Origin of the sequence: Neiella marina (genome assembly GCF_002165625.1) — a bacterium.
In the GTDB taxonomy this organism is placed as follows: domain Bacteria; phylum Pseudomonadota; class Gammaproteobacteria; order Enterobacterales; family Neiellaceae; genus Neiella; species Neiella marina.
Genome location: NZ_NGNS01000028.1, coordinates 1 through 26,133, shown reverse-complemented (window position 1 = coordinate 26,133; position 26,133 = coordinate 1). Strand labels below are relative to the sequence as shown.

Genomic DNA, 26,133 nt, shown 5'->3' with positions numbered 1-26,133 from the left:
TTATTGTTGCAACTGAATTATGATTTTTCGTTCGATATCCATCAGCAAGTCGAGTAAATCGGCGACGCCAAGAAAGCTACCAAAACACTGCTGACCAAATAGCGGGTTGTCCTCGCCTTTTAGTCGATCATCAATGACTGCGGTGCGCCACATAGCGGGATGAGCAGGCTCGCGGTGATTAAACTGAAACACATTGAGGTGAGATGAAGCATTGCGAATATGACGGAAAAACTCAAATTCTGGCGAACCATCATGAAACCGTCGAACGGACTCATAAGCGGTGTTGGCCAGCATAATGCAGCACCAGGCAATATGAGCGCCTTTATCGATCTGTTCAAGTTCTGCCAGTCGGCGCAGTGAATATGGGTTCATGTGCTTGGCAGACGTGAACTGACCGGGAAAACTGAGATTCTGCTGTGGCGACAAAAAAAACGGAATTTGAGTATCAAAGATCGCCGGGCAGCCACATAAAGAGACCGAAAAGGAGGACACCAAGTCGTAAAAATACAGATCTTGGCGAAATGCGTAGTACTCAACATCCTTGCTCACTGCGGCGCTCCTCGGGTTGCTAGCAGTGTCAAGTTAGGCAAGTTAGCCGTGGTTGTAAATAACGAGCGGCTGAGAATGAAACTGTAGTCCGCCAAGGAACCTTTGCGTCAGTTCCGAAAATGGCGAGTATTGCCCATCAAAACCGTTAAGCTTTAATACCAATCCGTAGACACAACCACAGTGAATCATCATGGCGTTGGCTGAACTAAATTTGTCCCCCGAACAATGCCGCACCGCTCGACTTGCTCGAGATGCGCGTTTTGATGGCCAGTTTTTTGTTGCGGTGAAAACTACTGGCATTTTTTGTCGGCCAATTTGCCCGGCAACTCCGCCCCAAGAAGCCAATGTCAGCTACATCGCTGATGCGGCTCAGGCGCTCCAACAAGGCTACCGGCCGTGCTTGCGCTGTCGACCCGATGCGGCCCCCAACTCATGGGCCTGGCGCGGTGTCGAAACCACAGTGCAACGAGCCATCCAACTTATTCAGCAGGGCGAATTACAAGCCAATAACTTGGCTCAATTAAGTGCTCGACTTGGCATTACTGATCGCCACTTACGGCAGTTATTTCAACGCTTTGTTGGTATGTCGCCAAAACAGTATGACAATCACAGACGGTTACTGCTCGCTAAGCAACTACTGCACGAAACCCAATTACCCATGATGCAGGTAGCCTTGGCCAGTGGCTTTAACAGCCTTCGTCGCTTCAACGATGCCTTTGCCAACACCCTCCAGTTGCAGCCGAGTCAAATTCGCCGCCAGTCAAGCAGCAAATCAGCTGCCGGTTTAAGGCTGATCCAGAGTTATCGGCCGCCATTTGACTGGTCACGCATGTTGGATTTTTATCGCGCCCGAGCTATCGGTGGTCTCGAATGGGTTGATGATCAACGCTATCGCAGAGCGTTTACCATTGACGATCAATCTGGCTGGTTTGAAGTTCGTCATCACGACAATCAAAATGCCTTGGAATTGACAATAGAGCTAACCAAGCTGTCGCAGTTACCGGCCTTAATTCAGCATGTTCGCCGCCTATTCGATCTTGATGCCGACAGTTTTGAAATTGATCGCCACCTGCAGCAAGCAGGATTAGCGAGGGGATTTATTGCTGGCGTGCGCTTGCCAGGCATTTGGGATACGTTTGAAGCCGGAGTTAGAGCCATTCTCGGCCAGCAAGTATCGATCAAAGCGGCGCGTAATCTAGTGCAACAGCTGGTCGACGAACTCGGCCAGTCACTCGATTCATCAACAGCTCATGATGCGGCTCTGAATCGCTGCTTTCCGACAGCGCAAGCTATTGCGGACTCAGAGCTGATGTTTCTGAGAATGCCCGACAGCCGACGTCAAAGCCTCAAGCGATTCGCTCGCTACTATCAACAAGCATCAGATCATAACCCTGACGACTGGCTAGCGCTCAAGGGTATTGGCCCGTGGACGGTTAACTACGCCAAGCTTCGTGGTTTATCTGATCCTGATATTTTTCTTAGCTCCGATCTGGGCGTTAAGAATGCTTTGAAAGCGCAGCAGTTAGTACTTGAGCCAGCTCAGCTCAGTCCATGGGGAAGCTATGCCACATTTCAGCTTTGGAGCCGCTTGTGAGCCAGTTGCATTATCACCTATTTGCCACACCGCTTGGCGATATGATTGCCGTTACTGATGCTTTGCAGCCACATTCGCCGCTAGTCCGGCTTGAGTTTGAAGATTCTTTTCGCGGTGATTTGTCAACCGCTTCACTGGCGGCCAATCATCCGGTATTGACTGAGACCGAAAACCAAGTCAATGAGTACTTTGCTGCCACGCGGACAAATTTTGACCTACCCCTAGCGCCAATCGGCACACCATTTCAACAATCTGTTTGGCAAGTGTTAAGGAGCATCAGTTACGGTACCAGCCGAAGCTATAGCGAGCAGGCAAGTCAAATTGGTCACCCCAAAGCGGTCCGAGCGGTCGGCGCCGCCAATGGTCAAAATCCCATTGCGATTATCATTCCCTGCCATCGGGTTATCGCTCGAAACGGAAAACTAACCGGCTATGCTGGAGGTTTACGCCGCAAACAGTGGCTACGCGATTTTGAGCACTGCTAAATACCTGCACTGGCTTGCCCCTCTGCTCGTTGCAAGGTATGGTTCGACCACTTTTTAATAGAAACAATTATCGGTACCGATCTCACATGGACGCTCAGCCAATTCACTCGCTACATATCATCGGCAGTAAAGAACTCGGTGGTGCAGAGAGTTTTTTCATCCGCTTAGTGACGTCCTTAAGCAATGCTGGTCACCCTGTAGACGTGATATGCCGACCTAACAGCGGCGTATTCAATGCCCTGAAAGAGTCCAAGGTAAACCTCCATCCGGTATCCATGCGTAGCGTGTTCTGCCCATTTTCAAAGCGTCAGATCCAACAGCTAATCAAAACGATTAAACCTGAAGTGGTGCAGACCTATATGGGTCGAGCGACCCGTTTGACCCGAATACCGAAAGGCCTTGAATCGAAACTAATCGCTCGCATTGGCGGCTACTACAAACTCGAGGGATATCAGCATGCCGATTGCTGGGTCGGCAATACCAAGCAACTTCGTCAATACCTGATTGATTGCAAGCTACCGGCTTCTTGCTGCCACTACATTCCCAACTTTGTTGGTCGACAGCGACAATTGCCGCCGCAAGTCGCCAAGCCTGCTGCAATTGCAGAACTCTCTGCCGATGATTTAGTGGTGCTTGGTTTAGGCCGGCAAGTGCCGAAAAAGGGCTTTGATAGCTTGATCAATGCCTTTGCAAAACTGCCGGAAACAATTAATGACCGAGCACTAAAGCTGGTGTTACTTGGCGATGGCTGGGGGCGTCAGCCGCTTGTTGAGTTGGTGGCCAACCTTAAACTCGAAGAAAGAATCCTGATGCCGGGGTGGCAAACCAACGTTTGGCCTTGGTTTGAACGAGCAGAACTGTTTGTCTGCCCTTCGCGTCACGAACCATTGGGCAATGTTATTTTAGAGGCTTGGGCAGCTGGTAAAGCGGTCATTTCAACAGCAAATGATGGTGCCAATGAGTTGATTGAAGACGGCAAGACAGGACTGATTGTGTCGTTGGATAACACCGAGGAAGAACTCAAAGAATCATTGCTAGCGCTGCTACAGAATGCAGAAAAGCGCCAACAACTGGCGCGGGCGGGTCAACAACAAATTGAAGAGGAATTTTGCGAGCATTCTGTGCGGGAGCAATACTTGGATTTGTATCGCTCATGCATCAATAAATCGCCGAAAACGCCCTAAGCCAGAGCTTTTTCGATCAATTGCTGGACCGCTGCAGGGTAGTTTTGCTCAAGCGCGTAAGCCTGCCCTTCTGCAGACATTTTACGCCAAGTTTTTTGCAAGATATCAATAACCTTCTCTTCAGTGTGCTGAGCTGCAAATGCTTCGGCGTAATAAGCTAAGAAAACCAAACAAATAATATCTTCGAGTTGCTGACACTCTGGGTCAGCTTTGAGTCGCTCTTTGCGCAGCAACGCACCAACACGGTCAATGGTGTTGTCATCAAAATCAAAAGATTGCAGGATTTCAGCAGTCCACTCAGCGTGTTTTCTACCTAGCGTTTGACGCCAGTCGTAGTACCCTTTCTTACCCGCAGGAAAGTCTGAGCGAGCAATTGCCCAACGCTTGATATGCTGTGCACGAGCAGCAATTTGCACCACTTCCGTTGCCTTTGGCGCAAAACGCATTTGCATACTGGTCATTCGAGTGCCGTAAAGTAGAGCGGCTGGTAGCTCAATATCTTCCAGCAACTCCATGTTTGGATCCGCCTTATTCTCTGCATCAATTGCAGCGAATACTTGTTCGAGTCGATTCGACAGTACCATAGCTTCGCGCCCTGTGTTTTCAGGCTTGTTATTAAACTAATTAGCGCAACATTGTGGGGCAGATTGAACAGAAACTCAACGACTTCCAACGTCTTAAAGGTCGTTAATTTCGACCCCAAGCTTGCGCTTTATCAATTATTTGCCCGACTAATCAGCTCTTTTTCGCTGTCGTAGATCGGCTCAGCTAAGCTACAAATACCGCCGCATAACCGGAATCTACAATGACCAAAACAACCGGAAACTACTGGGGTTTATGGCTGGGTCTCGCATGTCTATTGGTGACCATAGTGCTACCACCACCAACTGCGGCGTTATCAGCCACTGCCTGGGTAACCACGGGGTTGGCAGTGATGATGGCCGTTTGGTGGGTGACGGAAACAGTGCCCGTTGCCGTCACCGCTTTGGTGCCACTTACGGCAGCACCATTACTGAATATATTGCCAATTAAACAAGTCGCCTCATTGTACACTCATCCTTTGATCTTCTTGTTTCTCGGTGGCTTTTTACTGTCTTTGGCGATGGAGAGATCGAACTTGCATCGCCGCATAGCCCTAACAACAATGAATTTAGTGGGCTCAAATCCACGCCTGCAAGTCGGCGGCTTGATGCTAGTGACGGCATTTTTGAGCATGTGGATGTCCAACACCGCGACGGCGGTGATGATGCTGCCGATTGCCTTATCGGTGATCGAATTGCTGAAAGTAGATCATGATGTATCAGAGCTATCACCAGCACTACTGCTAGGGATTGCCTACAGTGCCAGTATTGGGGGCGTTGCCACCCTGATCGGCACACCACCTAATGCCTTGCTGGCCGCTTATCTGAGCGATACTTATCAAATCGAAATAGGCTTTGGCCAATGGATGCTATTCGCCCTACCGATGTGTTGTTTGCTATTGCTCGCTGCTTGGTATTGGCTCACTCGATCTGGACTAGAAGGCAGCGGTTCTGAGCAAACTCATGAGCTGTTCCATCAACAGCTACAACAATTGGGGCCGCTACATCGCCATGAAAAACGGGTATTGATCATTTTCATTTGCGCCGCCACCGGCTGGATACTCCGAGTACCGCTGGCCAATTGGACCGGCCTGCCGATATCAGATACCACCATTGCCATGGTTGCTGCTACCTTGCTGTTCATTATCCCCAGCAGCAAAAAAACCACTGACGGCCAAACCGAGCGATTACTGGACTGGCCGACGACGCAAAAATTACCTTGGGGCGTGTTATTGCTGTTTGGCGGCGGCTTAGCATTGGCCGGAATGATCAAATCCAGTGGCTTGGCACAATTTATTGGCGCTAGCATTGGCCAAGCCGGTAGCGGTCAGTTATGGCTACTAATTTTTGTCGTCACTGCCGCGATCGTATTTCTCACCGAAGTCACCAGTAATACGGCCACCACAGCCGGATTTCTGCCGCTGTTGGGCCCAGTAGCTGTGTCACTAGGTTACGCGCCACAAAGTATCGTTATTCCAGCGGCCCTGGCAGCCAGTTGTGCCTTCATGATGCCCGTTGCGACACCACCCAACGCCATTGTGTTTGCATCCGGTGAATTACGAATAAAACAAATGGCACGCAAAGGACTGATGCTGAACTTTGTCGCCACCGCCCTGATCACTGCGGCATCGGTTTGGTTGCTGCCTTTGTTATTTAATTAGTGGCTGCTAAACTGGCGAGCGCAATAAAGTAGCAGGTAGCAACCTTTGACAGACGACGCCCGACTGCCGCCACTGCTCAAGGTATTGATCAGTGCAGACGGCACCATTTCGAACATGCTCGAAGCTTGGTTTAGTGAAGCCGTGGTGGCCCAAGTAGACCAAACCACAGCACCGGTCTCTGACCATGATTTACTCATGCTCGATGCTTCGCCGGGCGATGAAGTGATTTGCCGCAGTACCCAAATTGTAGGTAAATCCAGCTCGACAACCTACCTCAGAGCCACAGCGGTAATTCTAGCCGATCGGGTCCCTGCACAAACGCTTGCCTGTATTGAAAAGCATGAAGCAGGTATTGGCAAAGCGCTTCGTCAAGCAAGAAGTGAAACCCTGCGCGAAGTGCTTGATTGGGGGGTTGATGAGCAAAGCAATGAAGTTTGGCGCTGCTATCGCATTGTGATGACGGGCCAACCAGTGATGCTGATCACCGAACACTTCCCGATAGAGACCTACAAGTCTGCGACTGCCTCCAATTGAGGGGGCGCATCTCGAGCATTAGCCAAATAAAAATCGGCGAATTAGCGGCGTCGCATTAAGCATGGGTTCAGGTTTGCCAGATAGGCTCAGAGGGCCACAAGTCAACCAAGAGAGCCCGCCATGATTAGACATTGCACCCAGTGGATCAACGAATGTGTGAAATCACTATTTGCTCAACCTTCAGTCCCAGTTCTGCGCCACAATTACATTGCCGATTTAGCAAAACCACGCCATTTGCGAGAACAGCAAATGTGTCTGGGTTCCTACATCGAACTGCAAAGTAGTTTTTCCCTTGAAAATCGCCGTTGACCAAGTTCAATAGTGGGTTTGAGCAGCGTTACACTGCTGACTAGGAGAGCACAAGATAAGGTTGCTCAAATCCGTAAGAATTTAAACAATAGAAAAGAGTTACGCGGCGTCGTAGAAAGGTGTGTCGGTTTTAGCAAGCTCATCACGCAATACTGCAGCAGTTTGCATGGCACAGCTACCACATTGAGTGGATGCTTTGAGGCTTCGTTTTATTTCGCTCATGCGAGTCGCTCCGCCAGCAACTGCCTCGCGGATGTCTTTGTCAGTGATGCCATGACATAAACAAACGTACATAAGAAACCTCGATTCAAAAGTATGACGCAAAGCTTAATGCAAATACGAACAATTATCAAGAGCATTAGATCTAGCGCTTTCAGGAAGTTATGGTAGGGGTAAAAACATTTTCTGATGTTGACCTACATCAACAATGTGGAAGGGTGCACCAATAGCTTGATAGCCGGCCGCGCGATAAAAGCCAACAACATGGGCTCTGGCATTACACCAGATGATGTCGCCTTTAACTTGATCGACGGCATCAGTGCAGGCAGATAGCAATTGACGTCCCAAGCCCTGACCTTGCCATTGGGGCTGAGTTGCCATGCCTCTGAGCTGGTAAGCCACCTGATCGATTTGTTCCACCATGGGTGTTTTCATCAGGCTCACCACTGCCACTATTTCATCGGCAACAACCGCTCCTAGATGAATGGTTGAAGGTTCTTGATCACCATCAAACACTGCACTGGCAGCCGGGCGTCCGGGACGCAGTACAGGTAATCGAACGGCTAATGTATCGGCTGCGCTGATAGCGCAAATCTCTAACTCCATAGGGATGGCTGAACTACCTTGTTTGACTGTTGTTTAAGGCATATAAGAGCATTTCACAACACGCCAACCCTTTTATCGCAGGTTGTGATACCTGCCTTATACAAATCAACGAGATGCAAACGAGATCACGCTCAATGGCAATTTTTGTTTGCTACTGGCTTTTTCTGCCCAAGTTGTCTTACGCTTGATACCGATTCTCATTTTGTTTAGGAATGCTTGCCAATGCCCGCTGCCGATATGTCCGTACTACTTACTTTTGCCGCTTACCTCGTTATGATGCTGGCAATTGGGGTATGGGCGTATCGTAAAACTCAAGGCGTATCGGATTACTTCCTTGGCGGGCGTTCGCTTGGGCCGGTGCCGTCTGCACTGAGCGCCGGCGCATCCGACATGAGCGGCTGGCTGCTACTCGGGCTACCCGGTTACGCCTATCTGGCGGGCATGGAAGCATTATGGCTCGCAGCTGGCCTGCTCCTTGGTTTCTGGTTGAACTGGCGATTGATGGCGAGGCGATTGCGCCGCTATACCATTCGCTGTCAAGACGCGCTCACCGTTCCTGAGTATCTTTCGCGCCGGTTCGCCGATCAGTCTGGGGTGTTGCAGTTAATAGCAGCCATGGTGATTTTGCTGTTCTTTTTGTTTTACACCGGCTCAGGGTTGGTTGCTGGCGGCAAGCTGTTTGCCAGTGTGTTCGCCATGGATTACCACATTGCGGTCGTTGTTGGCGCTATATGCATCGTTTCCTACACCCTGTTTGGCGGCTTTTTAGCAGTGACCTGGACGGATGTGGTGCAAGGTTTACTGATGATGGTGGCGCTACTGCTAGTGCCGCTGGTCATTCTGCTGCAACTCAACGGTAGCCCCTCTGAATCACTCGCAAAAATTAACCCGCAGTTACTCAATGCCCTCACTGATGCCGATGGTTTTCCGATGACCACCATTGCCATTATTTCTCTGCTGGCCTGGGGGTTAGGCTATTTTGGTCAGCCCCATATTTTGGCGCGCTTCGCCGCCACCAAGTCAGACAATGCCATTGCCACTGCGCGAAAAATCTCTGTCAGCTGGAACTTGTTTTGCCAAATTGGCGCCTTGCTAGTGGGTATGTGTGGTTTGATTTACCTCCACCAGCATCAAATGCCAGCGTTACAAGATTCTGAAACCATCTTTATCGAGATGGTGGGTTTGTTATTCCATCCGTGGATTGCTGGCGTGCTGTTGGCAGCCATCCTAGCTGCGGTAATGAGTACTGCCGACTCCCAGCTACTGGTGTCGTCATCTGCCTTCACCGAAGATTTGTATCGGCGTTGGTTGCGACCCCAAGCGTCGCAACAAGAACTGGTTTGGACCGGGCGCCTGACCGTCGTTGCCGTGTGTTTGCTGGCAACGGCATTGGCTTGGGACCCCGACACTTCAGTGCTGAATCTGGTCGCCTATGCTTGGGCGGGTTTTGGCTCGGCGTTTGGCCCAGTCTTACTGCTGTCGCTCTACTGGCGCCGGATGACGCGCATCGGCGCTTTGGCAGGCATGATCGTTGGCGGGCTAACGGTCGTGATCTGGCGACCTCTCAGCGGTGGCTTGTTCGATTTGTATGAAATGGTTCCCGGCGTACTGTTTGCAGTTATTGCCATTGTCATTGGCTCGCTACTAAGCGCCGAGCCGACTGCGAGTATCAAAGCCGACTTTGATGCGGTAAACGCCAAAGAAAGTTAGTCAACCAACCTTTCAGCTAATTGCTTCAGCGCAGTTCGATTGGGTTTCACCGCATCCATTTCGCTCGGCCAGTCGAGCCAGCGAACGGGCCACATAAGCTTGGGTAAGTGAGCCGCTAAAAACAATTGTATTGCTGAGTCATCAAGTTGCTGGTACCAACGCACAAAGGCAACTGGCCGCTGGCCAAACTCGTCATCGGCGATAGGTACCACCAGCACTTGTTCTATCTCTGGTAACTGCTTCAAAGCCTGCTCAACCATTTCAGGCTGAACGTTCTCGCCGCCAGAGATAAAACGATTATCCACCCTACCCACAACAAACAAACGGCCATTTTCGACTCGCCCTAAATCACCCGTGGCAAACCAACCGTCTTTCGCCACCAGCGCTTTGCGATAGTCACCTTCAACATAGGCGTTGGCGAGCTGCGGGCCACGGACCCCAATTTGGCCATCATCACCGAGCGATATGCGGTTGTTATTGCTGATATCAATACCGCCATCAGCGGTAACTGGTGATAAGGCAATCGCTGCAGCGGTTTCGGTCATGCCAAACCCAAGGTAAAGCTTAAAGCCGCGCTGCGAGGCCTGTTGGAGCAAGGTGTCGGCAACAGGGCCGCCACCGAGCATGATGTGGCGTAGCGGCAAATAGTCGGCATGAAACGTCGATAACTCCAACAAACGTTGTAATTGCGTCGCCACCAGCGAGCAATGACTCGCGGCGCTCTGTTGCAGCTGCTCAAACAATGGCAGTTTCGGCTCAGCAATCGCCAAACGCGCACCACTTGATAAACAGCGGATAAATAAGCCGTAACCGGCGGCGTGAAACATCGGCAATGACAGCAGCCAGCAGTTGGCGGCAGATAATTCTAAGATCGGGTTACAAAACGCCGCTGCACTTAAGTGAGATGACAACGGATGCAATACTGCTTTGGGCATGCCACTGCTACCTGAGGTCATTAAAACAGTCGCCTCCAGCGCCGGTTGTGCCGCTATCGCTGGCAGCGCATGAGCGTCAAACTGGCTGCCTGGTTGCAGCCAACGAGCGATTCGGCTGGCAGAAGAACGCTCGGTGTTCAACTCACCATTCAACGCCAACCCAATAAGTGGATGCTCGATAACCAACAGCGGCAAGCCATCATCAGTGGTAAAACCATGCTCGGGCCAGCAATAATCGGCGCCAGCTCGCTTTGCCAGTTCGAGCCGTTGTGGCAACGGCCAACGATGACTGATGGGAACAAAGGTCCAGCCTGCCGCTAAACAAGCTGATGCCAGTAGCAGTAAATCAAGGGATGATTCAGCGCAGACCGCCAATCGCTTGGGCTGACTTGATAGAGGGAGTAGTTTCCGTAACTCTTCACTGGCACGGCACCAATCAGCCGCACTTAGGGTGATATCACCCACTTGTATTGCTGCGTTTGGCGATGGCGCAAGTAAGGTGACCGAACTTGTTTGGCTCATGATGGCAATTTCCAAACAAGGTCCAGCTTGGCTTCGCTCAACAGCGGCAAGCTAGAATCTGCGCTTCGCGGGTGGATTAAGTCTGCGCCCAGCGCCTTGAGCGTATCAAGCCCTGGGATTTGCGCTGGCGCCCACAGTTTAGCCAAGCGAGCCAAGTAATCATTGGTCAAATTACTTTCAAAACAGGCGCTGACGATAAAAGCCAAGTCATGCTGCTGGCAGAACTGCTGCCATTGCTGGCACCGAGTCAAGGCGCCTACCAATGTTGGTTTGCAAACCAAGGCCCGCAAGCCACTAAACATGGCTAATTCAACTTGGTTTGATTGAATGGTTTCATCCAGCGCCACCGGCACACCTTGAGCAGCCAGCGCCATGATTTCATCTAAGTGGCGACAAGGCTCTTCGATAAAATCGATAACCGATAAATCGACGTTGTGACAAAACTGCTCGGCTTGCTGTAACGACCATTGCTGATTGCAATCAAGACGCCAACGCGTTGCTGGGAATTGGTGTTGCAGCTGGTTGAAGCGCCTGATGTCGGCATCAACATCAGCATTGCCGATTTTCAATTTAGCAACAGAAGCCAGTTGCTGAGGCGTCTCATTTGCTGTCACCAACTGAGCGGCCAAAGCTGCGGGCCGGATCGAAACCTCGGCAGTCTGGGCTAAGCTCTCGGTGACAGTACTAGTCGCCATATCAATGGCAAACTGAATACTCGGCGGCAATTGCTCAAACGACAGCTGGCGGTCAAGCCATTGCAACAGCGTATGAATGGCACCGGTGAGTGTTTCCCGACTAAAACCGGGCAGCGGTGCAGCTTCGCCCCAATGGTAACAGCCAGATTGATCGGCAAATTTCAGCAATAGCCCTTGGCGCTGCTGCAATCTGCCGTGGGCCAGCTGAAGCGGTTGTGTTAAGGGGATGTCATAGCAGTACACCCCCACTAACCGATAACCGTTATGGATTACGGGGGAACTTGTCGAAGTCCGGCGCACGTTTTTCATTAAAGGCGTTGCGACCTTCTTGGCCCTCATCGGTCATGTAAAACAGCATGGTGGCGTTACCTGCTAACTCCTGCAAACCGGCCTGTCCATCGCAGTCGGCATTTAGCGCGGCTTTCAAACAACGCAGTGCCATCGGTGAGTTTTGCAACATTTCGCGGCACCAACGCACTGTTTCTCGCTCCAGCTCAGCCACCGGCACCACGGTATTGACCAAGCCCATGTCGAGCGCTTGCTGAGCATCATATTGACGACACAAGAACCAAATCTCACGCGCCTTCTTTTGTCCGACAATACGCGCCATATAGCTCGCACCCCAGCCACCGTCAAAGGAGCCAACTTTGGGGCCTGTCTGGCCAAAGCGAGCATTGTCAGCGGCAATGGTTAAATCGCACATCATATGCAACACATGACCACCACCAATGGCATAACCAGCAACTGCCGCCACGATGGGTTTCGGACAAGTACGGATCTGGCGCTGAAAATCCAACACATTAAGGTGATGAGTACCCTGATCATCTTGGTAGCCGCCGTAGTCACCACGAACTTTTTGATCACCACCGGAGCAAAATGCCAGCTCACCTTCACCAGTCAGGATAATCGTGCCGATGGCCGCATCGTAACGAGCATCAGCTAACGCATCGATCATTTCCTTTACCGTTTGCGGGCGGAAAGCATTTCGCACCTGCGGCCGGTTAATGGTGATTTTGGCGATGCCTTCGGCTTTTTGATAACGGATGTCCTGATACGATTTTTCGCTGACCTCTTGCCAGTCGATTGGCGCATAGAGGGTTTGTTCATCGAGCATGAATAAGTCCTTGTGGTAAACAATCTTGCAACCATAACTGAAAACACTGCTGCCACTGCCGAGGCTGGTGAGCATGAATGTTATGGCCTGCATGTTTTAGCAGATGAACTCGAACCGGCAAACCGGTTTGCTTCATCTTTTCAGCCAGTTTGGCATATTTCCGGTCTTGGCCACCAGCAAGGTAATGAATCGGCATTGCCTGCTGGCTGTCGGCTTTATTGCGATCATGAGCCAGCAGCGACCAATAATCGTCTTGCTGATCGAGGGATAGCTGCGCCAACGTGCTTGCCAATCGCCAAGCCTTAATGGTCAACAAGCGACGATGAATTTGCTGCTGTCGCTGGGGCCGACTTAAATCGGCAAATACCCCTTGTTGATACCATTGTTGCAAGCTTTGCAGTTTCGGCTGCTTTAACCAGCGAGCTTGCCAGCGCTGATGCCAGCGATGACGCGCCAAACGTTTGTTCCAGCGAATGTCACCGGGATGGCCCGACTCCAGTAGTATCCCCCGTAGCCCGGGCGGCTGCGCGGCTGCGGTTGCCATTGCCAATCGGGCGCCCATGGAGTAGCCCATCAATAAATAGTGTTCTACGCCATGGTGATCAAGGGTATTGGCAAACAACTGCAACCACTGTTGAAAGCCCGAATGACTTCTGGTTGTCGTGGGGCTATTGCCATGATTGGGTAAATCCACCAGCAAGAAGCTGTACTGCTGCAACCAAGGCGTAATCACCGCAAGCCAGTCCTGATGCTGGCCCAAGAACCCATGGAGCATCACCACCACAGGTCGGTCGGCGGAGAGAGGCGCACCAATTAACTCAGCGTGTAAGTGCTGCGGCATCGGCGATGGTCTGCTTCAGATCGGCGGCGGCTTCGCCGGGTTCAGTCAACAGCTCAATTAAGGTCGGCCGAGCCAACGCGAGGGCCTGCTGATAGCCCTGATGGAATTCAGCCATATCGGCTGGCCGCTGGTAATTGAGATTAAATTGCTCTGCGGCCGCTGCAAACTGGTAGCCATGCCGCATTCGGTAATATTGATCGAGCGTGCGGCCATCAGGCACCGGTAACAAATCAAAGATATTGCCACCATCATTGTTCAACACAATCACCACCAAAGGCTGCTGCAATTGGCTCAACAGAGCCAATGAATTCAAGTCATGCAGTAGTGAAATATCGCCCAGTACCAAGGTTAATGGCCGACTCGCATCATGTTTGCCAAGGCCCACGGCAGTCGCCAAAAGGCCATCGATACCACTGGCGCCACGACTGGTAATGATCTGCTGGCAGCCGCTAAAGCGCTGCTCAAACAGCCGCACTGGCAGGCTATTCCCCAACATCAACAACCCCTGCTCAGGCATACTGAGCTGGAGCTGAGCGGCCAGATTCACTTCACTCAGCGATAACGCCTCGGCTTGCCACAATGATCGACTCGCTTGGTTAATGGCATCACTCACGCAAACGGCTGGCGGGTGAACGGGTGGATTTTTTAACTCGAACTGGTCAACACGGCACTTGAGCCGCTGCATGATCACCAAACCGGCATCGAAGGGTCCTGGATGATCGCTGATTTGCACCGAATGATGCCATTCGTGCTGCTCCAACCAGCGCAATAACGATTTGCTGATCAGCCGACCGCCTAACAGGATAAATTGCCTTGCTTGCATCAGGGCATCAGGCTGTTGCGCCAACGCCAATTCGGGATGGTTAATGACGTTCGCTTGCCCTCTCAAACCACTTTGGACATCCGCCAACAAAGGCCAGCCAAGTTGACGTTGTAGCTTCAACGCCGCGGCTTGCTCATCCGGGCCCAAGGCACCAGCAATAATCACCCCAGGCAATGCCGGGACAGCTAAGACGACCGGCTCAGGGTCATTCAATTCAGCCCTAACGAATGGCTGTTGATGCTGTCGCCACTCATTCAATTCAGCTAATTCGGCAGCGAAGTCTTGCTGTTGCTCCGTCGGATACAAGGGCTCCCGATAGGGGCAATTAATATGAATGGGGCCGCGTACTGGCTGCACACAGCAACGCTGGTAAATGCCATCAATACGGGTCAGTAAATCGCTGGCCGATTCACTGGCATGGGGGGCTGGCAAGTTTTGTCGCGCCACAACAAAGTGAGCAAAGATACCAACCTGCTCAATGGCCTGATTAGCGCCACAATCAATCAGCTCTTCTGGTCGGTCGGCCGTCAATAGAATCAATGGTTGCTGGGTTTGAAAGGCCTCAACCACCGCCGGATAAAGGTTGGCCACCGCGGTACCTGAGGTAACAATCACCGCCACTGGCGAAGCGCTGGCTTTGCATAAGCCTAACGCCATAAAGCCTAAACCACGTTCATCAAAATGGCTGTGGCACTGTAACTTAGGGTTAGCGACCGCAGCCAAGGTCAGTGGCGTGCTACGAGAGCCTGGTGCCAGACAAACATGGCGGACGCCCAAACGGGCCAATTCTTCCAGCAATAAGCTGGCCCATAACTGGTTATGGTGGCTAAAAGCAGTGGGGAAGATCGAACTCATGCAGGTTGCACAACACTCATGGCACTTTTTAGTTTACTGTTGAGCTCATGCCATTCGGTAGTTGGCTCCGAGCCAGCGACAATGCCAGCACCGGTATACAGTTGCAACTGCTGACCTTGCTGGACCATGGAACGAATGGTGACACAAAATTCACTGCGCTGCTCACCTATCATGCCAAAGACACCCGCATACCAACCGCGATTCACTGCCTCATGTTGGGCTAAGTAGGCTTGCGCCGCTTGTCGAGGTAAACCGCCAACCGCAGCTGTGGGATGCAATGCCTGTAGCAAGGCTTGTTCGCTAATATCTGGCCGCAGTCGAGCACTGATAATACGACATAGATGGCTGACTTGTGCCAGCGGCACTAAGTGGGGCTCAGGCTCAATATCAATCTGGCTTGCCAGCAGCGTTAGCTGCTGCTCAATATCATCCGCGACCAGCTGGTTTTCATAGATGTTTTTACGATCCATCAGCAATTGTCCAGCAAGGATATGGTCTTGCTGTTGATCCTGACCACGCGCACAAGTGCCAGCCAGTGCTTCGGTGTAAAGCTTGTCTTGCTTACGTAAAAACAACCGCTCCGGCGAGCAGCCAAAAAAGGCTTGTTGCTCATCGACTTGAATACCGAAACGATAACAGCCATGCTGCTGCGCCTGCCAACTATCCAGCAAGCTCCAAGGGTTGGCCAGCTGTTCGGTATCGAGCCGAGTTTCGCGGCACAGTACGACTTTTGAAGTCCGCGCCTGTTGCTCGTCTGAAGTCAGCTCTAGCACGCGCTGTTGCCAATCATGGAAATTCGGAGTGTGTTGTTGATTAGCAATATTCAGTTGTTGCGGCGGTAGTGGTGCAACCGCTCGCAGTTGTTGTAGGTCTTGTTTTGCTTGCGAGAGTTGCTGCTGATAACAGCTTGGTTGCAGTAATAAATTGAAGATCAGGCACGATTGCTCGCCGATGCGACGATATTCCCACTGCGGCAAATGCAGCCGATTGCCACCTTGTGCGGTGACCGAAGGATCATCAGGGTTAAAGCCATGGCCGCCGTAATAACGCCATTCTGCGGTCACTTCACCAAGGCAAAGGCGCTGCCAATTACCACGCTTAGCTTGTGATTCGGTTAGCCACCATTGATCGACACTACCCACCGCAGACACTTCATGATTACCATCGCGTGAATGCCAGTGAATTTTTGGAAAGCTTTGCTGTGCCTGCAACCATGCCAGCGCAGGTATCTCGCTAATGGCAACGGCTAGCTGGACCAAGCTATCTTGTTGCGGACACTGAAGACGACCCAGTTGCAGCTCAAGTAGCTCAATAACAGGGTCAATCTGGCGATCAAATGCAACGGTTAACACAACTCGTTTTCTCTCAGTTTTGCTGGACTCCGACGTTTTTCCGGCGCCCCATCGTCTTGCTGTGCATGGTAACAGTGTGAAATTTCACAGGTCATGATCTAACACATAACGATTTTTGTTGTCATAGATAACTAACTCTATGACAAATAACGGTTGTCGTCATGCCCCAAGGATGGATGCGGTTTGCCAGCCTATTGGTGATCTCTATGCTACTGCACTTACTGTTGATCGGTTTGTTGCAGCGAACTGTGACGTCAGCAGCAAAACCACCGGCGACAACTAAACGTCTGCCCATTCAAGCCAAACTCATTATCCGGCCAGCACCGAGAACTAAACCACCAGCCGAAGAGCCGCCGGAGCCTAAACCAAATCTCCAGCCGGAACACGAACCAGAGCAGGAAATTGTTCAACCAGATCTTGTCGAACCGACACCAAGCAATACGGCCGTGATAGCTGAACCAGAAGTAACCAACAAGCCCAACCTATCGGCTCAAACACAACGACAAATTAGCCAGTTGCTCAAGCCTCGCAGACCCCAAAAGCACGCATCAGAAATTGCCGAGCAAGAGAGTTCAACTTGGCAACAGCTATTACCGCCATCCATCAGCACTGCTGATTTACCCGAGCATTTACGAAATACCGCCCCCCAACCTCGCCAACGCGCAACCAACAGCTGGGGCGGCACTCGATACGCAGCTAGCTCTCCCATATCGGAAGAAATTCGACTCACTGATGGTAGTACATTGATGCGGATGAAATCAGGAGCTTGTGTACTGGTTCAAGATCAACAGCAGCTTGACCCACAACTCAGCGGTAACATGTGGCTGCCTTACTTCGGTGCTGGCTGCTCAGGTAAAGACAGTCTCGCCTGGCAAGCTTTTAAAGAACGCATTGCCCATCACGCCAATCACTAAACGGTGATAACAAACTTGCCGAATGGCAAACTCACTGATACTGTATATATATACAGTTATATTTTTCTGCGTTCGGAGGCAAACGGTGAGTTTACAATCACTACTGAATGCCGGCCGGTTATGGCGGGCAACCAATCATCAGCGGGTTCAGCAAGTCCTAAGTAGTGGTATTGCCACACTTGATCAATTACTCCTTGGAGGCTGGCCTAAAGGGCAGGCAACCGAGCTACTATATGATGGCCAGGGGCTAGGAGAGCTGCGACTTCTACTGCCTACCCTTGCGCAACTGAGCCAACAACAAATAGCCTCATCACAATGGCAATTATGGTTAGCTCCTCCCTTTGTGCCCTATCCGCCAGCACTCCATGACGCCGGCCTGAATGTATCGCAACAACTACTAGTGCAATCGAACGATGTTAAACAACAGCTATGGGCTGCCGAGCAAGCATTACAAAGTGGTAGTTGCAGCGCAGTCATGGCATGGCTTGATAGCACTCAGCCTCTGGCATCAAAAGATATTCGCCGCTTACAAGTGGCAGCCGAGCAAGGTCAATCACAGCTCTGGCTGATGCGACCCAGCAACGTTGCAGCGCAATCATCACCAGCAGCCTGTCGCCTTAAACTCAGCGCCATTGATGAGCAACAAATACAAGTGCATTGCATCAAGCGCCGTGGCGGCTGGGCGCCACAACCCATGCCGATTCAAGTCACTGCGGTTTATCCATCAACGGACGAGATAACCAACAGCAACCAGCCTACCGGCCAGATTATTCAAGGGCCTTGGTCAGGCAAGCCACTTGCCCAACAAGCTTGAGGCATTGCGATGGCGAGCCCCAATTTACCAGTGTGGCTGTATCTACACTTTCCACATTTACAGGCCGATCAGTTATCACTGCAGAACCCACAAGCTCCCATTGCGATATTGGATCAGAGCAAGCGAGTTTGGCAGCACTGCCGCCTAGCACAAGCGAGCGGGATACAAACCGGCATGGTATTTACCACGGCCCTGCAGCTTGCTCCAGAATTACAGCTGCAGCCGCAGCGCAGCAATGAACAACAACAGATCTTGGCGCAAATGGCTGACTATTGTTACCAATGGTGCGCCCGAATAGCGCTGTCATTTGAGCAAGGGTTGCTGCTCGAAGTTGCCACCATGTGGCGTTTATTTGGTGGCCGAGCAAACTACTGGCAACAATTACAACAGGCGCTGCAAAGTCGGCAATTACGCTTTCATGCCGCCGCTGGTACAACACCAATGGCCGCTTACGTGTTAGCCCGAGCAGGCTATGACTTACCATTAGCCTCTACCCAGCAGCTCAACCAGCAACTGCAACAACTGACACTACAACAATTACCGCTATCGGCCTCGCAGCAACAATCACTGACTGATGTCGGCATCAAACAATTGGCTGATTTAACCAACATTCCAATGGCTCAGTGGCGGCGGCGTTTTAGCGGCGAGATCGCAACTTGGTTGGAGCGGTTAAACGGTGACAAAGTCGATGATCATTGCTGGTTTGAACCGCCCGCTCAGTTTGTCCGCAACTGGCACTGCTTGCATGAAATCAACCATAGCAACGGCTTATTATTTCCTTTGCAGCATATGCTCAAAGAGCTGAGTCACTACTTACGTCGGCGGCAACTGGCAGCCTGTGCCGTCGAACTCATCTTGCAACATCGGGAACAAACCGATAGCCAAATATCATTACGCTTAGCTCAGCCTGAACATCAAGCCAGTGAATTCCTCCTGCTCGCCCGACTGCGATTACAGCAACTGCCGTTACCTGAGCCAGTGATCGGCATTCAGGTGGTTGCTGCCGAGTTAGTCTCACAACAACAACCAGCAACCGATTTGTTTGCCGCCACCAATAGCCATGCCCTCGATGGCGGGCAATTACTGAACCGACTTCGTAGCCGTCTCGCTCCAAGCGACGTCAAGCACCTCGCTCTTGCTGCTGATCCTCGCCCCGAACGCGCTTTTCAGTTAGTCACAGAAAGCGACACGCCAATCACTGCTGGCACTCAAAACGGTGGCCGAGGTGATGTCCAAGATAATGGTCGAGATCATATACAAGATAGTGCCAATCGACCGGTCTGGCTGCTGCCCAAGCCGGTACCGCTACCCAATCAACCCTGGGAGCTTAAGTCTGCCCCCGAGCGCATTGCTTGTGGTTGGTGGGATGATGGTGCCATTCAGCGAGACTACTTTGTTGCAGTCGATCAGCATGGCCAGCTGTGCTGGGTCTTTAGAACACCAGCCAATCAATGGTTTCTCCATGGCTGGTTTGGGTAGCGCAGTATGACTCAATATGTCGAACTGTTTTGCCAATCCAATTTCAGCTTCCTCAACGCCGCATCACACCCTGAGGAGTTAGTGGAGCGCGCCTTTGAACTTGGCTATCAAGGGCTAGCAATCACCGACGAATGTTCGTTAGCGGGCGTCGTTCGAGCCCATGTTTGCGCCAAAGCGCTTGGCTTACCATTAATTATTGGTAGCTATATCCGCTTAGTGGAAGGCGAACAATTAGTGGTATGGGCACCACACAAACAGGCCTATAGCGAACTCAGTCAGCTGATCGCCCGCGGCCGAATGCGCTGCCCGAAAGGTCATTATCAACTGCATCGAGATGACGTCGAACAACTACTGCAAACCGCGCGCATTGGTTGGCTGCCTCACCCCCATCCGAATGACTGGCAGCCCAGCCTCGATTGGCTCCAGTCTTGGTCACAAGGACGCTTGTGGTTATTAGCCACTCGACCGCTGTGTGGCAATGATAAGTTGCGCTACCAACAACTTTGCGCCCTTGCTGAGGCTATCAAACTTCCGATTGCTGCATGCGGTGCCGTACTGATGCACGATCCTAAGCGTCAACCACTGCTCGATACGCTCACCAGCATTCGACTGAACCAGTCGGTACAACAAACATTGGCACAAGCCAGTACCAACACTGAGCGCCATTTGCGGCCTCAATCCAGTATCTATCGATTATTTCAACCACAGCACATTGAGCAAACCTATCTGCTGGCACAGCAATGCCAATTCAGTTTGGATGAGCTGCGCTACCAGTATCCGGCGGAGCTGGTTCCTCCCGGTCATACGCCGATGAGTCACCTCCGCCAGTTGGTTGCTCAAGGTCAGCAGCGACGCTTTGCCGATGGCGTGCCACTAGCGATTCAGGCAATCATCGCCAAGGAGCTGGCACTCATAGAAGAGCTCGAATACGCCCATTTCTTTTTAACCATTGAAGACATCGTGCGGTTTGCTAAACAACGGCAAATTCTCTATCAGGGGCGCGGCTCTGCGGCGAATTCGGTGGTGTGTTATTGCCTCGGAATTACCGAAGTCGATCCGCGCAAAATTCAGGTCCTGTTTGAACGCTTTATCTCCAAAGAGCGCGGTGAGCCACCCGATATCGATGTTGATTTCGAGCACGAACGACGCGAAGAAGTCATTCAATACATCTATCAAAAATATGGTCGTGACCGAGCCGCTTTAGCGGCAACCGTCATTAGCTATCGCTTCAAAAGCGCGGTCAGAGATGTTGGCAAAGCGCTGGGTTTCGCTGACAGTCAACTCGATCAGTTCATGGCCAATGTCGATCGTCGTGATAAGCAGCAAGACTGGCGCCAACAACTGGGATTATTGGGCTCTCCAGATCATCATTTGATTCGGCATTTTCGCCAGCTGGTCGAGCAAATCATCGGCTTTCCGCGCCACCTATCTCAGCATGTTGGCGGTTTTGTTATTTCTGCTGGGCCACTTCATCAGCTGGTACCAACCGAAAATGCCGCGATGGCAGACCGCACCGTGATCCAGTGGGATAAAGATGATTTGGAAGCGCTCGGGTTATTAAAGGTTGATGTGCTAGCACTGGGAATGTTGACGGCAATTCGTCGCAGTTTCGATTTAATCAATCAGTTTACCGGTCAGCAATTAAATATGAGCCAGGTTGAATGGGAGCAACCCGCCGTTTACGACATGCTATGCCAGGCCGATAGCATTGGTGTGTTTCAAATCGAATCGCGCGCCCAGACCAATATGCTGCCCCGCCTGAAGCCACGTTGTTACTACGATCTGGTGGTGCAAATTGCCATTGTCCGGCCCGGGCCAATTCAAGGCGACATGGTTCACCCGTATCTCCGCCGACGCCATGGCAAAGAGCCTATTAGTTATCCCAATGACGCGGTCAGAACAGTACTCGAACGAACCATGGGGGTACCCATTTTTCAAGAGCAAGTAATTAAATTAGCGATGGTAGCAGCCGGCTTTAGTGCTGGCGAAGCCGATCAGTTACGGCGGGCGATGGCAAGCTGGAAACGCAATGGCAAGCTAGCGCAATTTGAGCATAAACTGCGCACGGGCATGGCTGCGAATGGCTATTCGACCAGCTTTGCTGATCGTATCTTCAAGCAAATTCTCGGCTTTGGTGAATACGGCTTCCCCGAGTCCCATTCCGCCAGTTTTGCGTTATTGGCTTATGTCTCTGCTTGGCTCAAGCGTCATTATCCAGCGGCATTTTGCTGTGCCCTACTTAACAGTCAGCCAATGGGATTTTATTCACCATCGCAGTTGCTACAGGACGTGCGCCGACATGGCGTGACGGTACTGCCTGTCGATATCAATCAAAGCGACTGGGACCACCAATTGGTTGCCGATGATAACCAGCAAGCAGCCATTCGTCTTGGCATGCGCTTGATCAAAGGGCTATCGAAACAGTTAGCCGAACGAATTTGTCACCATCGGCCGTCACAAGGATTCAGCTCATTGCTTGAACTGCAGCAGCGCTGCGCAATGCCTCGTCATGAACAACAGGCACTAGCAGCAGCAGGCGCACTGAATCCGCTAACTGGCGACCGCTATCAGGCTCATTGGCAGGTTGCCGCGCAAGCCAATGACACACCATTGTTTGCCAACATCGAACAAACCGTTGCCGAACCAGAGAGCGCCAACTATTTAAGTATCCCCAGCGAAGTGGATAACTTACTACAAGACTACCGACACTTGGGAGTGAGTTTGGGGCGTCACCCAATGACGTTATTACGAGAACAACAGTTATTTAAGCGGACCATCAATGCCGCCCAGCTGCCTCAATTTAGTCATGGCGAGTTGGTTCGCGTCGCCGGCCTTGTGGTTGGCCGCCAGCGACCGGGGACAGCCAGTGGCGTCACCTTCGTCACGCTCGAAGATGACACTGGCAATATCAATGTGGTGGTCTGGCTCAATACTGCCAGAGAGCAACGTAAGCCTTTCTTGCAAGCCAAGTTGCTGGAAGTTCACGGCATTCTTGAGCGAGAAGAATCAGTGATTCATATTGTTGCAGGGCGCCTGATTGATCGTACCAGCGCCCTTGAACAGCTCGCGGTACACTCACGAGACTTTCATTAGCAAGTCGTTTGATTATGACGTTGGTTCTTTTAGCGCTTCGATCAAGGCTTCAAATTGAGCTTGAATACTACCAAGATCAAGAGTAACAGCATCATGCCATGATTCACCTAAATCAGACGTGGTGACAATGGTTCCTTGATCGCATAGCAAGTAGATCGCCTGCTGGTTGCTCAATTCAGGGATCAGGGTTGCGCAACTCTTGTCGACCAACCCCTTAGCCAGCCAGCTTTGGCCTTGGTTGGAGCTCAATAGCAATCTTAACTCGCGCTTCGATTCGCTGCTTGTTTGCACCCGACCAACCGTGACGATATCTTGTGCCGACAGCATCGCCGGTAAGCTCGCATCAGCTTTGGCGTCGCCGAACAAATTCAAGCTACGAGGAATGACTTGCCAGCTTGCGCCATCGTCAGTACTCATCAGCTGATCGCCAATACCATCCCACTGACTGGTTTCAATGGCAACCAAATTACCCGATGCCAACTGGCTAATCTGGTTAAAACGATCGCCTTTGGCTTCCTGCCACGCATTTGCCTCGGCATCGTAGTCATAGTGCAGGTCATTATTAATCACCTTTAAACCACCGGACTTTTTGACAAACGCAAAGACATTACCGTCAACATTCAAAAACGTACCATAGCTTTTTTTGTCAAATTGACGAATTTGTTGCCAAGGCGCTTCGACATGATCAAATCGATATAACCGAAATTCATTGTTCGAGGCACTCATCGCATAGCCAGCATGTTGATCGCGGCCAAACCAAACAATGGCCTCATCGGCGGAAACAGGACTTATCTGGCGCCACTCTGTTGCGAAGCTCGGCGCGACAAATACTTGTCCTAGCTCGCCACCCACTGCTACATAATCAGGCGCTTCCAGTACTGCGGAAATTTGTGCATTGGTTGGTAAGTCAACTTGGATCCACTCGCCTTGATGCGGCAACACACGTAGCTGACCAAAACGAGCGGCGACGATGCCTTTGCCATGGAGTTGCAATGGTAAGAATCGGTTAGCAAAGGCATTCTGCCGAGACAGCTGGCCAAGATCGATGCGGAGCTGATTGAGCGGATCATCATTCCAACCTAATAACGTGGTGCTACTGAGCTTGGCAACTAAGTTGGGATATAGCTCCTTGGTAAAGCCAACAATATCTTGCTGCGATGGAATTCGGGTGACGAACGCCTTTTGTGATGAGCGAGAGCTCCAAAAGGAGCTTTCCTTGATACTAAGAAGCGGCTGAAACACCAAGGTATCAAGGTACGTCATTTGGCCGCCTTTGACCTCAAAGGTACCGGCGGAATGTCCCACAGGCATGGAGATCCAAGAGCTCATGTCACCATTAGTAAAAAAACTAAATAACGATGAAATCATGTAGCGACCGGCTGGCATCCGCCCGAGATAGACTTGGCTATCAATCATGCCTTGCGACGAAGGAGCCAATGAAAACACATCGGGCTCCCAATCAACCTTGTCCTCATCGACAACTTTGCCACCTGGTTGCTTTTGCGCTTTTTCAACTGCAGCGGCTTTCAGCTCGGCCATGTTATCTAAGCGCACGGCAATGACTTCCGTCCAATTACGGTGAAACTGACCTAACTGACCGGCGTTATTGACGACCTGCACAGCAACAACGCCTTCATTCTCCAGCAAAGGCTGTTGATCATTGATGTGAGTGCTCTTAATCGGAGTGGCGCAGCCGCTGACAAGCCCTAATACGGCGAGAAAAAATAAGTACTTCAAAGCGTAACTATCCTGTTTGCGAGATAGACTGACTGATTCGTTATTAAGGTCATTCAGACGAAACTCTATCCTGTTCCAATAGTAACTAGTTATGGCCTGCTAATAGGCTGCCGTTAACTGTAATTCGATTCACACTGTGGCCGCAACACCAGCTCATGAACATGTGCCTTAGTACTCAAATGCGGCACAATGGCCTCTGCCACTTGTGCTGGCGACAAGTACTCCGGTCGTTGCTGGCTACGGAAATCGGTATCCACCCCACCCGGGTAAACTGACAACATTTGAACGCCCTGAGGCTGCAACTCTTTGCGCATGACCTTGCAATAAGCATCGAGCGCCGCTTTCGAAGCGGTATAACCGGCCAAATTGGGATTCGCGAATAAACACACGGTCGACAACACATTGACTATCATGCCACTAGCGCGCGCGAGCATATCAGGCACCACAGCTCGCATCATCGCAATCGGCGCATGGCAGTTAATGGTCAGCATCCAGTCTAATTCTTGCTTCGGCAATTCATGACCCGCTCCTCTGGCATGATTTAAACCAGCGCAGTTAATCAATACATCAACCGCTCCGCGTTCTTGGGCGCTGCTGGCAAACTCAGCGATGGCATCGAAGTCGCTCAAACAAAACGCACGGACAAGATGGCGCTCAGGGTGCGCTAGTTGATCCAACGTTTGTTGCAGCTTTTCAGGATTACGGCCACACAAGCTCAATTGATGGCCAGCGGCGTCAAGTGCCACAGCAAGGGCTCGGCCGATGCCAGATGAAGCACCGGTCAGTAAGATATGCATTGGAAATTCTCAAGGGTTTAACTGTTAACGACCACCTTAACAAAGTCGCTGTGACAAAAACATGAGCAACGCCATGCTCAGCAGCACTCTTGCTCAATCTGATATAACAAAGCTTCTGCCTCGCTATCGCCACACGCTTCGAAGTATTCATACAATGGATTGAGCTGGTTACCGATAAAGTGCAGGTTGTCAGAGCCAACTGAATGCTGCTCTTTGAACTTCATTTCAAAGTACTGGCCCCACGTCCCTCCGCCTTTCTTTTGCGACAAATTCAATTTCAGCATTTCGATGAGCTTATCTGCGTTTGCGTCACATTCGATACCGCAAAATGAAATGTAACGATCCGTTGTTTGATCTGGTGGTGTCACAACAGGTGCCCTCTACATAGTGACGTTAGCCGTAGTGACACGCAGCAAACCATGGGCCACTTATAAGCCACTGAAATACTGTCATTTAACAAATGATTAACTTGTTGTTTTTGTAAGTTTTGTTAGTAAACCAACAAGCGGAGAAATCCCGGCGAGCTACCTGCTACGTCCTGTAATCGCGCCCTCCGCCCTTCGGGTGCCAGCCTAAGGGCTATTAATCATCTCAACAGAGATATGACTCACATGGAGGCCGACCAGGTGCGTTCACAAAGCAACGCTTTGTGCACCTGTGGAGCGCTAGCAGCTTAGCTGCGACGCTGGGAGCCTGCGGCGCGCTGTCGTTAAGCAGAGTGATAGGTTAG

At 51.3% G+C, this 26,133-nt stretch carries 23 protein-coding genes; 10 read left to right on the top strand and 13 right to left on the bottom strand.

The genetic code is table 11. The features are described 5' to 3' along the window. Positions 1–549 carry a hypothetical protein gene (locus tag CBE68_RS16885; protein WP_087507297.1) on the bottom strand — a complete coding sequence of 183 codons (549 nt, stop codon included), beginning with the start codon at positions 547–549 and terminating at the stop codon, positions 1–3. Between the two features lie 190 nt (positions 550–739). Between CBE68_RS16885 and CBE68_RS16880 the strand changes: the two genes are divergently transcribed. From CBE68_RS16880 to CBE68_RS16870, 3 genes are all read left to right on the top strand, one after another. Then, complete coding sequence (locus CBE68_RS16880) at positions 740–2,143, top strand: DNA-3-methyladenine glycosylase 2 family protein (RefSeq protein ID WP_087507295.1); 1,404 nt, start codon at positions 740–742, stop codon at positions 2,141–2,143. Further along, complete coding sequence (locus CBE68_RS16875) at positions 2,140–2,628, top strand: methylated-DNA--[protein]-cysteine S-methyltransferase (RefSeq protein ID WP_229744794.1); 489 nt, start codon at positions 2,140–2,142, stop codon at positions 2,626–2,628. The genes CBE68_RS16880 and CBE68_RS16875 overlap by 4 nt, the downstream gene beginning before the upstream one ends. 86 nt (positions 2,629–2,714) lie before the next feature. Next, positions 2,715–3,812: a glycosyltransferase gene (locus tag CBE68_RS16870; protein ID WP_158100652.1), complete on the top strand. Its 1,098-nt coding sequence runs from the start codon at positions 2,715–2,717 to the stop codon at positions 3,810–3,812. Here the strand turns inward: CBE68_RS16870 and CBE68_RS16865 are convergent. Next, positions 3,809–4,396, bottom strand: coding sequence for a DUF4202 domain-containing protein (locus tag CBE68_RS16865; protein ID WP_087507291.1), 588 nt, complete (start codon positions 4,394–4,396; stop codon positions 3,809–3,811). The genes CBE68_RS16870 and CBE68_RS16865 overlap by 4 nt on opposite strands. A 221-nt stretch (positions 4,397–4,617) precedes the next feature. On the opposite strand from CBE68_RS16865, the gene CBE68_RS16860 reads away from it, so the two are divergent. Together CBE68_RS16860 and CBE68_RS16855 are read left to right on the top strand one after the other, a co-directional pair. Beyond that, entirely contained in the window at positions 4,618–6,054 is a 1,437-nt protein-coding gene (locus tag CBE68_RS16860) for an SLC13 family permease (protein ID WP_087507290.1), read from the top strand. Between the two features lie 45 nt (positions 6,055–6,099). Beyond that, a complete protein-coding gene (locus CBE68_RS16855; protein ID WP_143824607.1) occupies positions 6,100–6,588 on the top strand; it encodes a chorismate--pyruvate lyase family protein in 489 nt (162 codons plus the stop codon). A gap of 408 nt (positions 6,589–6,996) precedes the next feature. Here the strand turns inward: CBE68_RS16855 and CBE68_RS16850 are convergent, their stop codons facing one another. After that, a complete protein-coding gene (locus CBE68_RS16850) occupies positions 6,997–7,191 on the bottom strand; it encodes a (2Fe-2S)-binding protein (RefSeq protein ID WP_087507287.1) in 195 nt (64 codons plus the stop codon). Between the two features lie 87 nt (positions 7,192–7,278). After that, on the bottom strand, positions 7,279–7,722 hold the full coding sequence (locus CBE68_RS16845) for a GNAT family N-acetyltransferase (RefSeq protein WP_087507285.1): 444 nt from the start codon (positions 7,720–7,722) through the stop codon (positions 7,279–7,281). 222 nt (positions 7,723–7,944) lie between these two features. Here CBE68_RS16845 and putP point away from each other — a divergent pair, with 222 nt between their 5' ends. After that, positions 7,945–9,432, top strand: coding sequence for a sodium/proline symporter PutP (gene putP / locus CBE68_RS16840; protein ID WP_087507282.1), 1,488 nt, complete (start codon positions 7,945–7,947; stop codon positions 9,430–9,432). Here the strand turns inward: putP and CBE68_RS16835 are convergent. From CBE68_RS16835 to CBE68_RS16810, 6 genes are read right to left on the bottom strand one after another with little or no spacing between them, the layout of a single operon-like run. Continuing rightward, a complete protein-coding gene (locus CBE68_RS16835) occupies positions 9,429–10,889 on the bottom strand; it encodes an AMP-binding protein (RefSeq protein WP_087507281.1) in 1,461 nt (486 codons plus the stop codon). The two genes, putP and CBE68_RS16835, sit on opposite strands and share 4 nt — an antisense overlap. Then, the gene (menC, locus tag CBE68_RS16830) at positions 10,886–11,893 is read right to left on the bottom strand and encodes an o-succinylbenzoate synthase (protein WP_158100651.1); all 1,008 of its coding nucleotides are present in this window, start codon (positions 11,891–11,893) and stop codon (positions 10,886–10,888) included. Before menC ends, CBE68_RS16835 begins: the two co-directional genes overlap by 4 nt. Next, positions 11,847–12,698, bottom strand: coding sequence for a 1,4-dihydroxy-2-naphthoyl-CoA synthase (gene menB / locus CBE68_RS16825; RefSeq protein ID WP_087507277.1), 852 nt, complete (start codon positions 12,696–12,698; stop codon positions 11,847–11,849). The genes menC and menB overlap by 47 nt, the downstream gene beginning before the upstream one ends. After that, a complete protein-coding gene (locus tag CBE68_RS16820) occupies positions 12,688–13,539 on the bottom strand; it encodes an alpha/beta fold hydrolase (protein WP_087507276.1) in 852 nt (283 codons plus the stop codon). Before CBE68_RS16820 ends, menB begins: the two co-directional genes overlap by 11 nt. Further along, on the bottom strand, positions 13,517–15,217 hold the full coding sequence (gene menD, locus CBE68_RS16815; protein ID WP_087507275.1) for a 2-succinyl-5-enolpyruvyl-6-hydroxy-3-cyclohexene-1-carboxylic-acid synthase: 1,701 nt from the start codon (positions 15,215–15,217) through the stop codon (positions 13,517–13,519). The genes CBE68_RS16820 and menD overlap by 23 nt, the downstream gene beginning before the upstream one ends. Continuing rightward, positions 15,214–16,569, bottom strand: coding sequence for an isochorismate synthase (locus tag CBE68_RS16810; RefSeq protein ID WP_158100650.1), 1,356 nt, complete (start codon positions 16,567–16,569; stop codon positions 15,214–15,216). Before CBE68_RS16810 ends, menD begins: the two co-directional genes overlap by 4 nt. Positions 16,570–16,730: 161 nt before the next feature. Between CBE68_RS16810 and CBE68_RS16805 the strand changes: the two genes are divergently transcribed. The 4 genes from CBE68_RS16805 to CBE68_RS16790 all read left to right on the top strand — a co-directional run bounded on the left by CBE68_RS16805 (position 16,731) and on the right by CBE68_RS16790 (position 22,869). Further along, positions 16,731–17,483 (top strand): hypothetical protein, encoded by a 753-nt coding sequence (locus CBE68_RS16805; protein ID WP_143824606.1) that lies wholly within the window; start codon positions 16,731–16,733, stop codon positions 17,481–17,483. Between the two features lie 85 nt (positions 17,484–17,568). Then, positions 17,569–18,297: a translesion DNA synthesis-associated protein ImuA gene (gene imuA, locus CBE68_RS16800; protein WP_158100649.1), complete on the top strand. Its 729-nt coding sequence runs from the start codon at positions 17,569–17,571 to the stop codon at positions 18,295–18,297. A gap of 9 nt (positions 18,298–18,306) precedes the next feature. Continuing rightward, entirely contained in the window at positions 18,307–19,776 is a 1,470-nt protein-coding gene (locus CBE68_RS16795) for a Y-family DNA polymerase (RefSeq protein WP_087507268.1), read from the top strand. Positions 19,777–19,782: 6 nt separating this feature from the next. Continuing rightward, positions 19,783–22,869, top strand: coding sequence for an error-prone DNA polymerase (locus CBE68_RS16790; RefSeq protein ID WP_087507266.1), 3,087 nt, complete (start codon positions 19,783–19,785; stop codon positions 22,867–22,869). Between the two features lie 12 nt (positions 22,870–22,881). Here the strand turns inward: CBE68_RS16790 and CBE68_RS16785 are convergent, their stop codons facing one another. From CBE68_RS16785 to cowN, 3 genes are all read right to left on the bottom strand, one after another. Beyond that, positions 22,882–24,606 carry a hypothetical protein gene (locus tag CBE68_RS16785; protein WP_087507265.1) on the bottom strand — a complete coding sequence of 575 codons (1,725 nt, stop codon included), beginning with the start codon at positions 24,604–24,606 and terminating at the stop codon, positions 22,882–22,884. Positions 24,607–24,719: 113 nt separating this feature from the next. Beyond that, the gene (locus CBE68_RS16780; protein ID WP_087507263.1) at positions 24,720–25,403 is read right to left on the bottom strand and encodes an SDR family NAD(P)-dependent oxidoreductase; all 684 of its coding nucleotides are present in this window, start codon (positions 25,401–25,403) and stop codon (positions 24,720–24,722) included. A gap of 77 nt (positions 25,404–25,480) precedes the next feature. Further along, complete coding sequence (cowN, locus tag CBE68_RS16775) at positions 25,481–25,771, bottom strand: N(2)-fixation sustaining protein CowN (protein ID WP_087507262.1); 291 nt, start codon at positions 25,769–25,771, stop codon at positions 25,481–25,483. Positions 25,772–26,133: the final 362 nt, after the last annotated feature.

Coding starts and splice junctions, on each gene's coding strand:
- CBE68_RS16880 (WP_087507295.1), top strand. CDS start 740: ATGGCGTTGGCTGAACTAAATTTGTCCCCCGAACAATGCCGCACCGCT.
- CBE68_RS16870 (WP_158100652.1), top strand. CDS start 2,715: ATGGACGCTCAGCCAATTCACTCGCTACATATCATCGGCAGTAAAGAA.
- CBE68_RS16865 (WP_087507291.1), bottom strand. CDS start 4,396: ATGGTACTGTCGAATCGACTCGAACAAGTATTCGCTGCAATTGATGCA.
- CBE68_RS16860 (WP_087507290.1), top strand. CDS start 4,618: ATGACCAAAACAACCGGAAACTACTGGGGTTTATGGCTGGGTCTCGCA.
- CBE68_RS16850 (WP_087507287.1), bottom strand. CDS start 7,191: ATGTACGTTTGTTTATGTCATGGCATCACTGACAAAGACATCCGCGAG.
- CBE68_RS16845 (WP_087507285.1), bottom strand. CDS start 7,722: ATGGAGTTAGAGATTTGCGCTATCAGCGCAGCCGATACATTAGCCGTT.
- putP (WP_087507282.1), top strand. CDS start 7,945: ATGCCCGCTGCCGATATGTCCGTACTACTTACTTTTGCCGCTTACCTC.
- CBE68_RS16835 (WP_087507281.1), bottom strand. CDS start 10,889: ATGAGCCAAACAAGTTCGGTCACCTTACTTGCGCCATCGCCAAACGCA.
- menC (WP_158100651.1), bottom strand. CDS start 11,893: ATGAAAAACGTGCGCCGGACTTCGACAAGTTCCCCCGTAATCCATAAC.
- menB (WP_087507277.1), bottom strand. CDS start 12,698: ATGCTCGATGAACAAACCCTCTATGCGCCAATCGACTGGCAAGAGGTC.
- CBE68_RS16820 (WP_087507276.1), bottom strand. CDS start 13,539: ATGCCGCAGCACTTACACGCTGAGTTAATTGGTGCGCCTCTCTCCGCC.
- menD (WP_087507275.1), bottom strand. CDS start 15,217: ATGAGTTCGATCTTCCCCACTGCTTTTAGCCACCATAACCAGTTATGG.
- CBE68_RS16805 (WP_143824606.1), top strand. CDS start 16,731: ATGCCCCAAGGATGGATGCGGTTTGCCAGCCTATTGGTGATCTCTATG.
- CBE68_RS16795 (WP_087507268.1), top strand. CDS start 18,307: ATGGCGAGCCCCAATTTACCAGTGTGGCTGTATCTACACTTTCCACAT.
- CBE68_RS16790 (WP_087507266.1), top strand. CDS start 19,783: ATGACTCAATATGTCGAACTGTTTTGCCAATCCAATTTCAGCTTCCTC.
- CBE68_RS16780 (WP_087507263.1), bottom strand. CDS start 25,403: ATGCATATCTTACTGACCGGTGCTTCATCTGGCATCGGCCGAGCCCTT.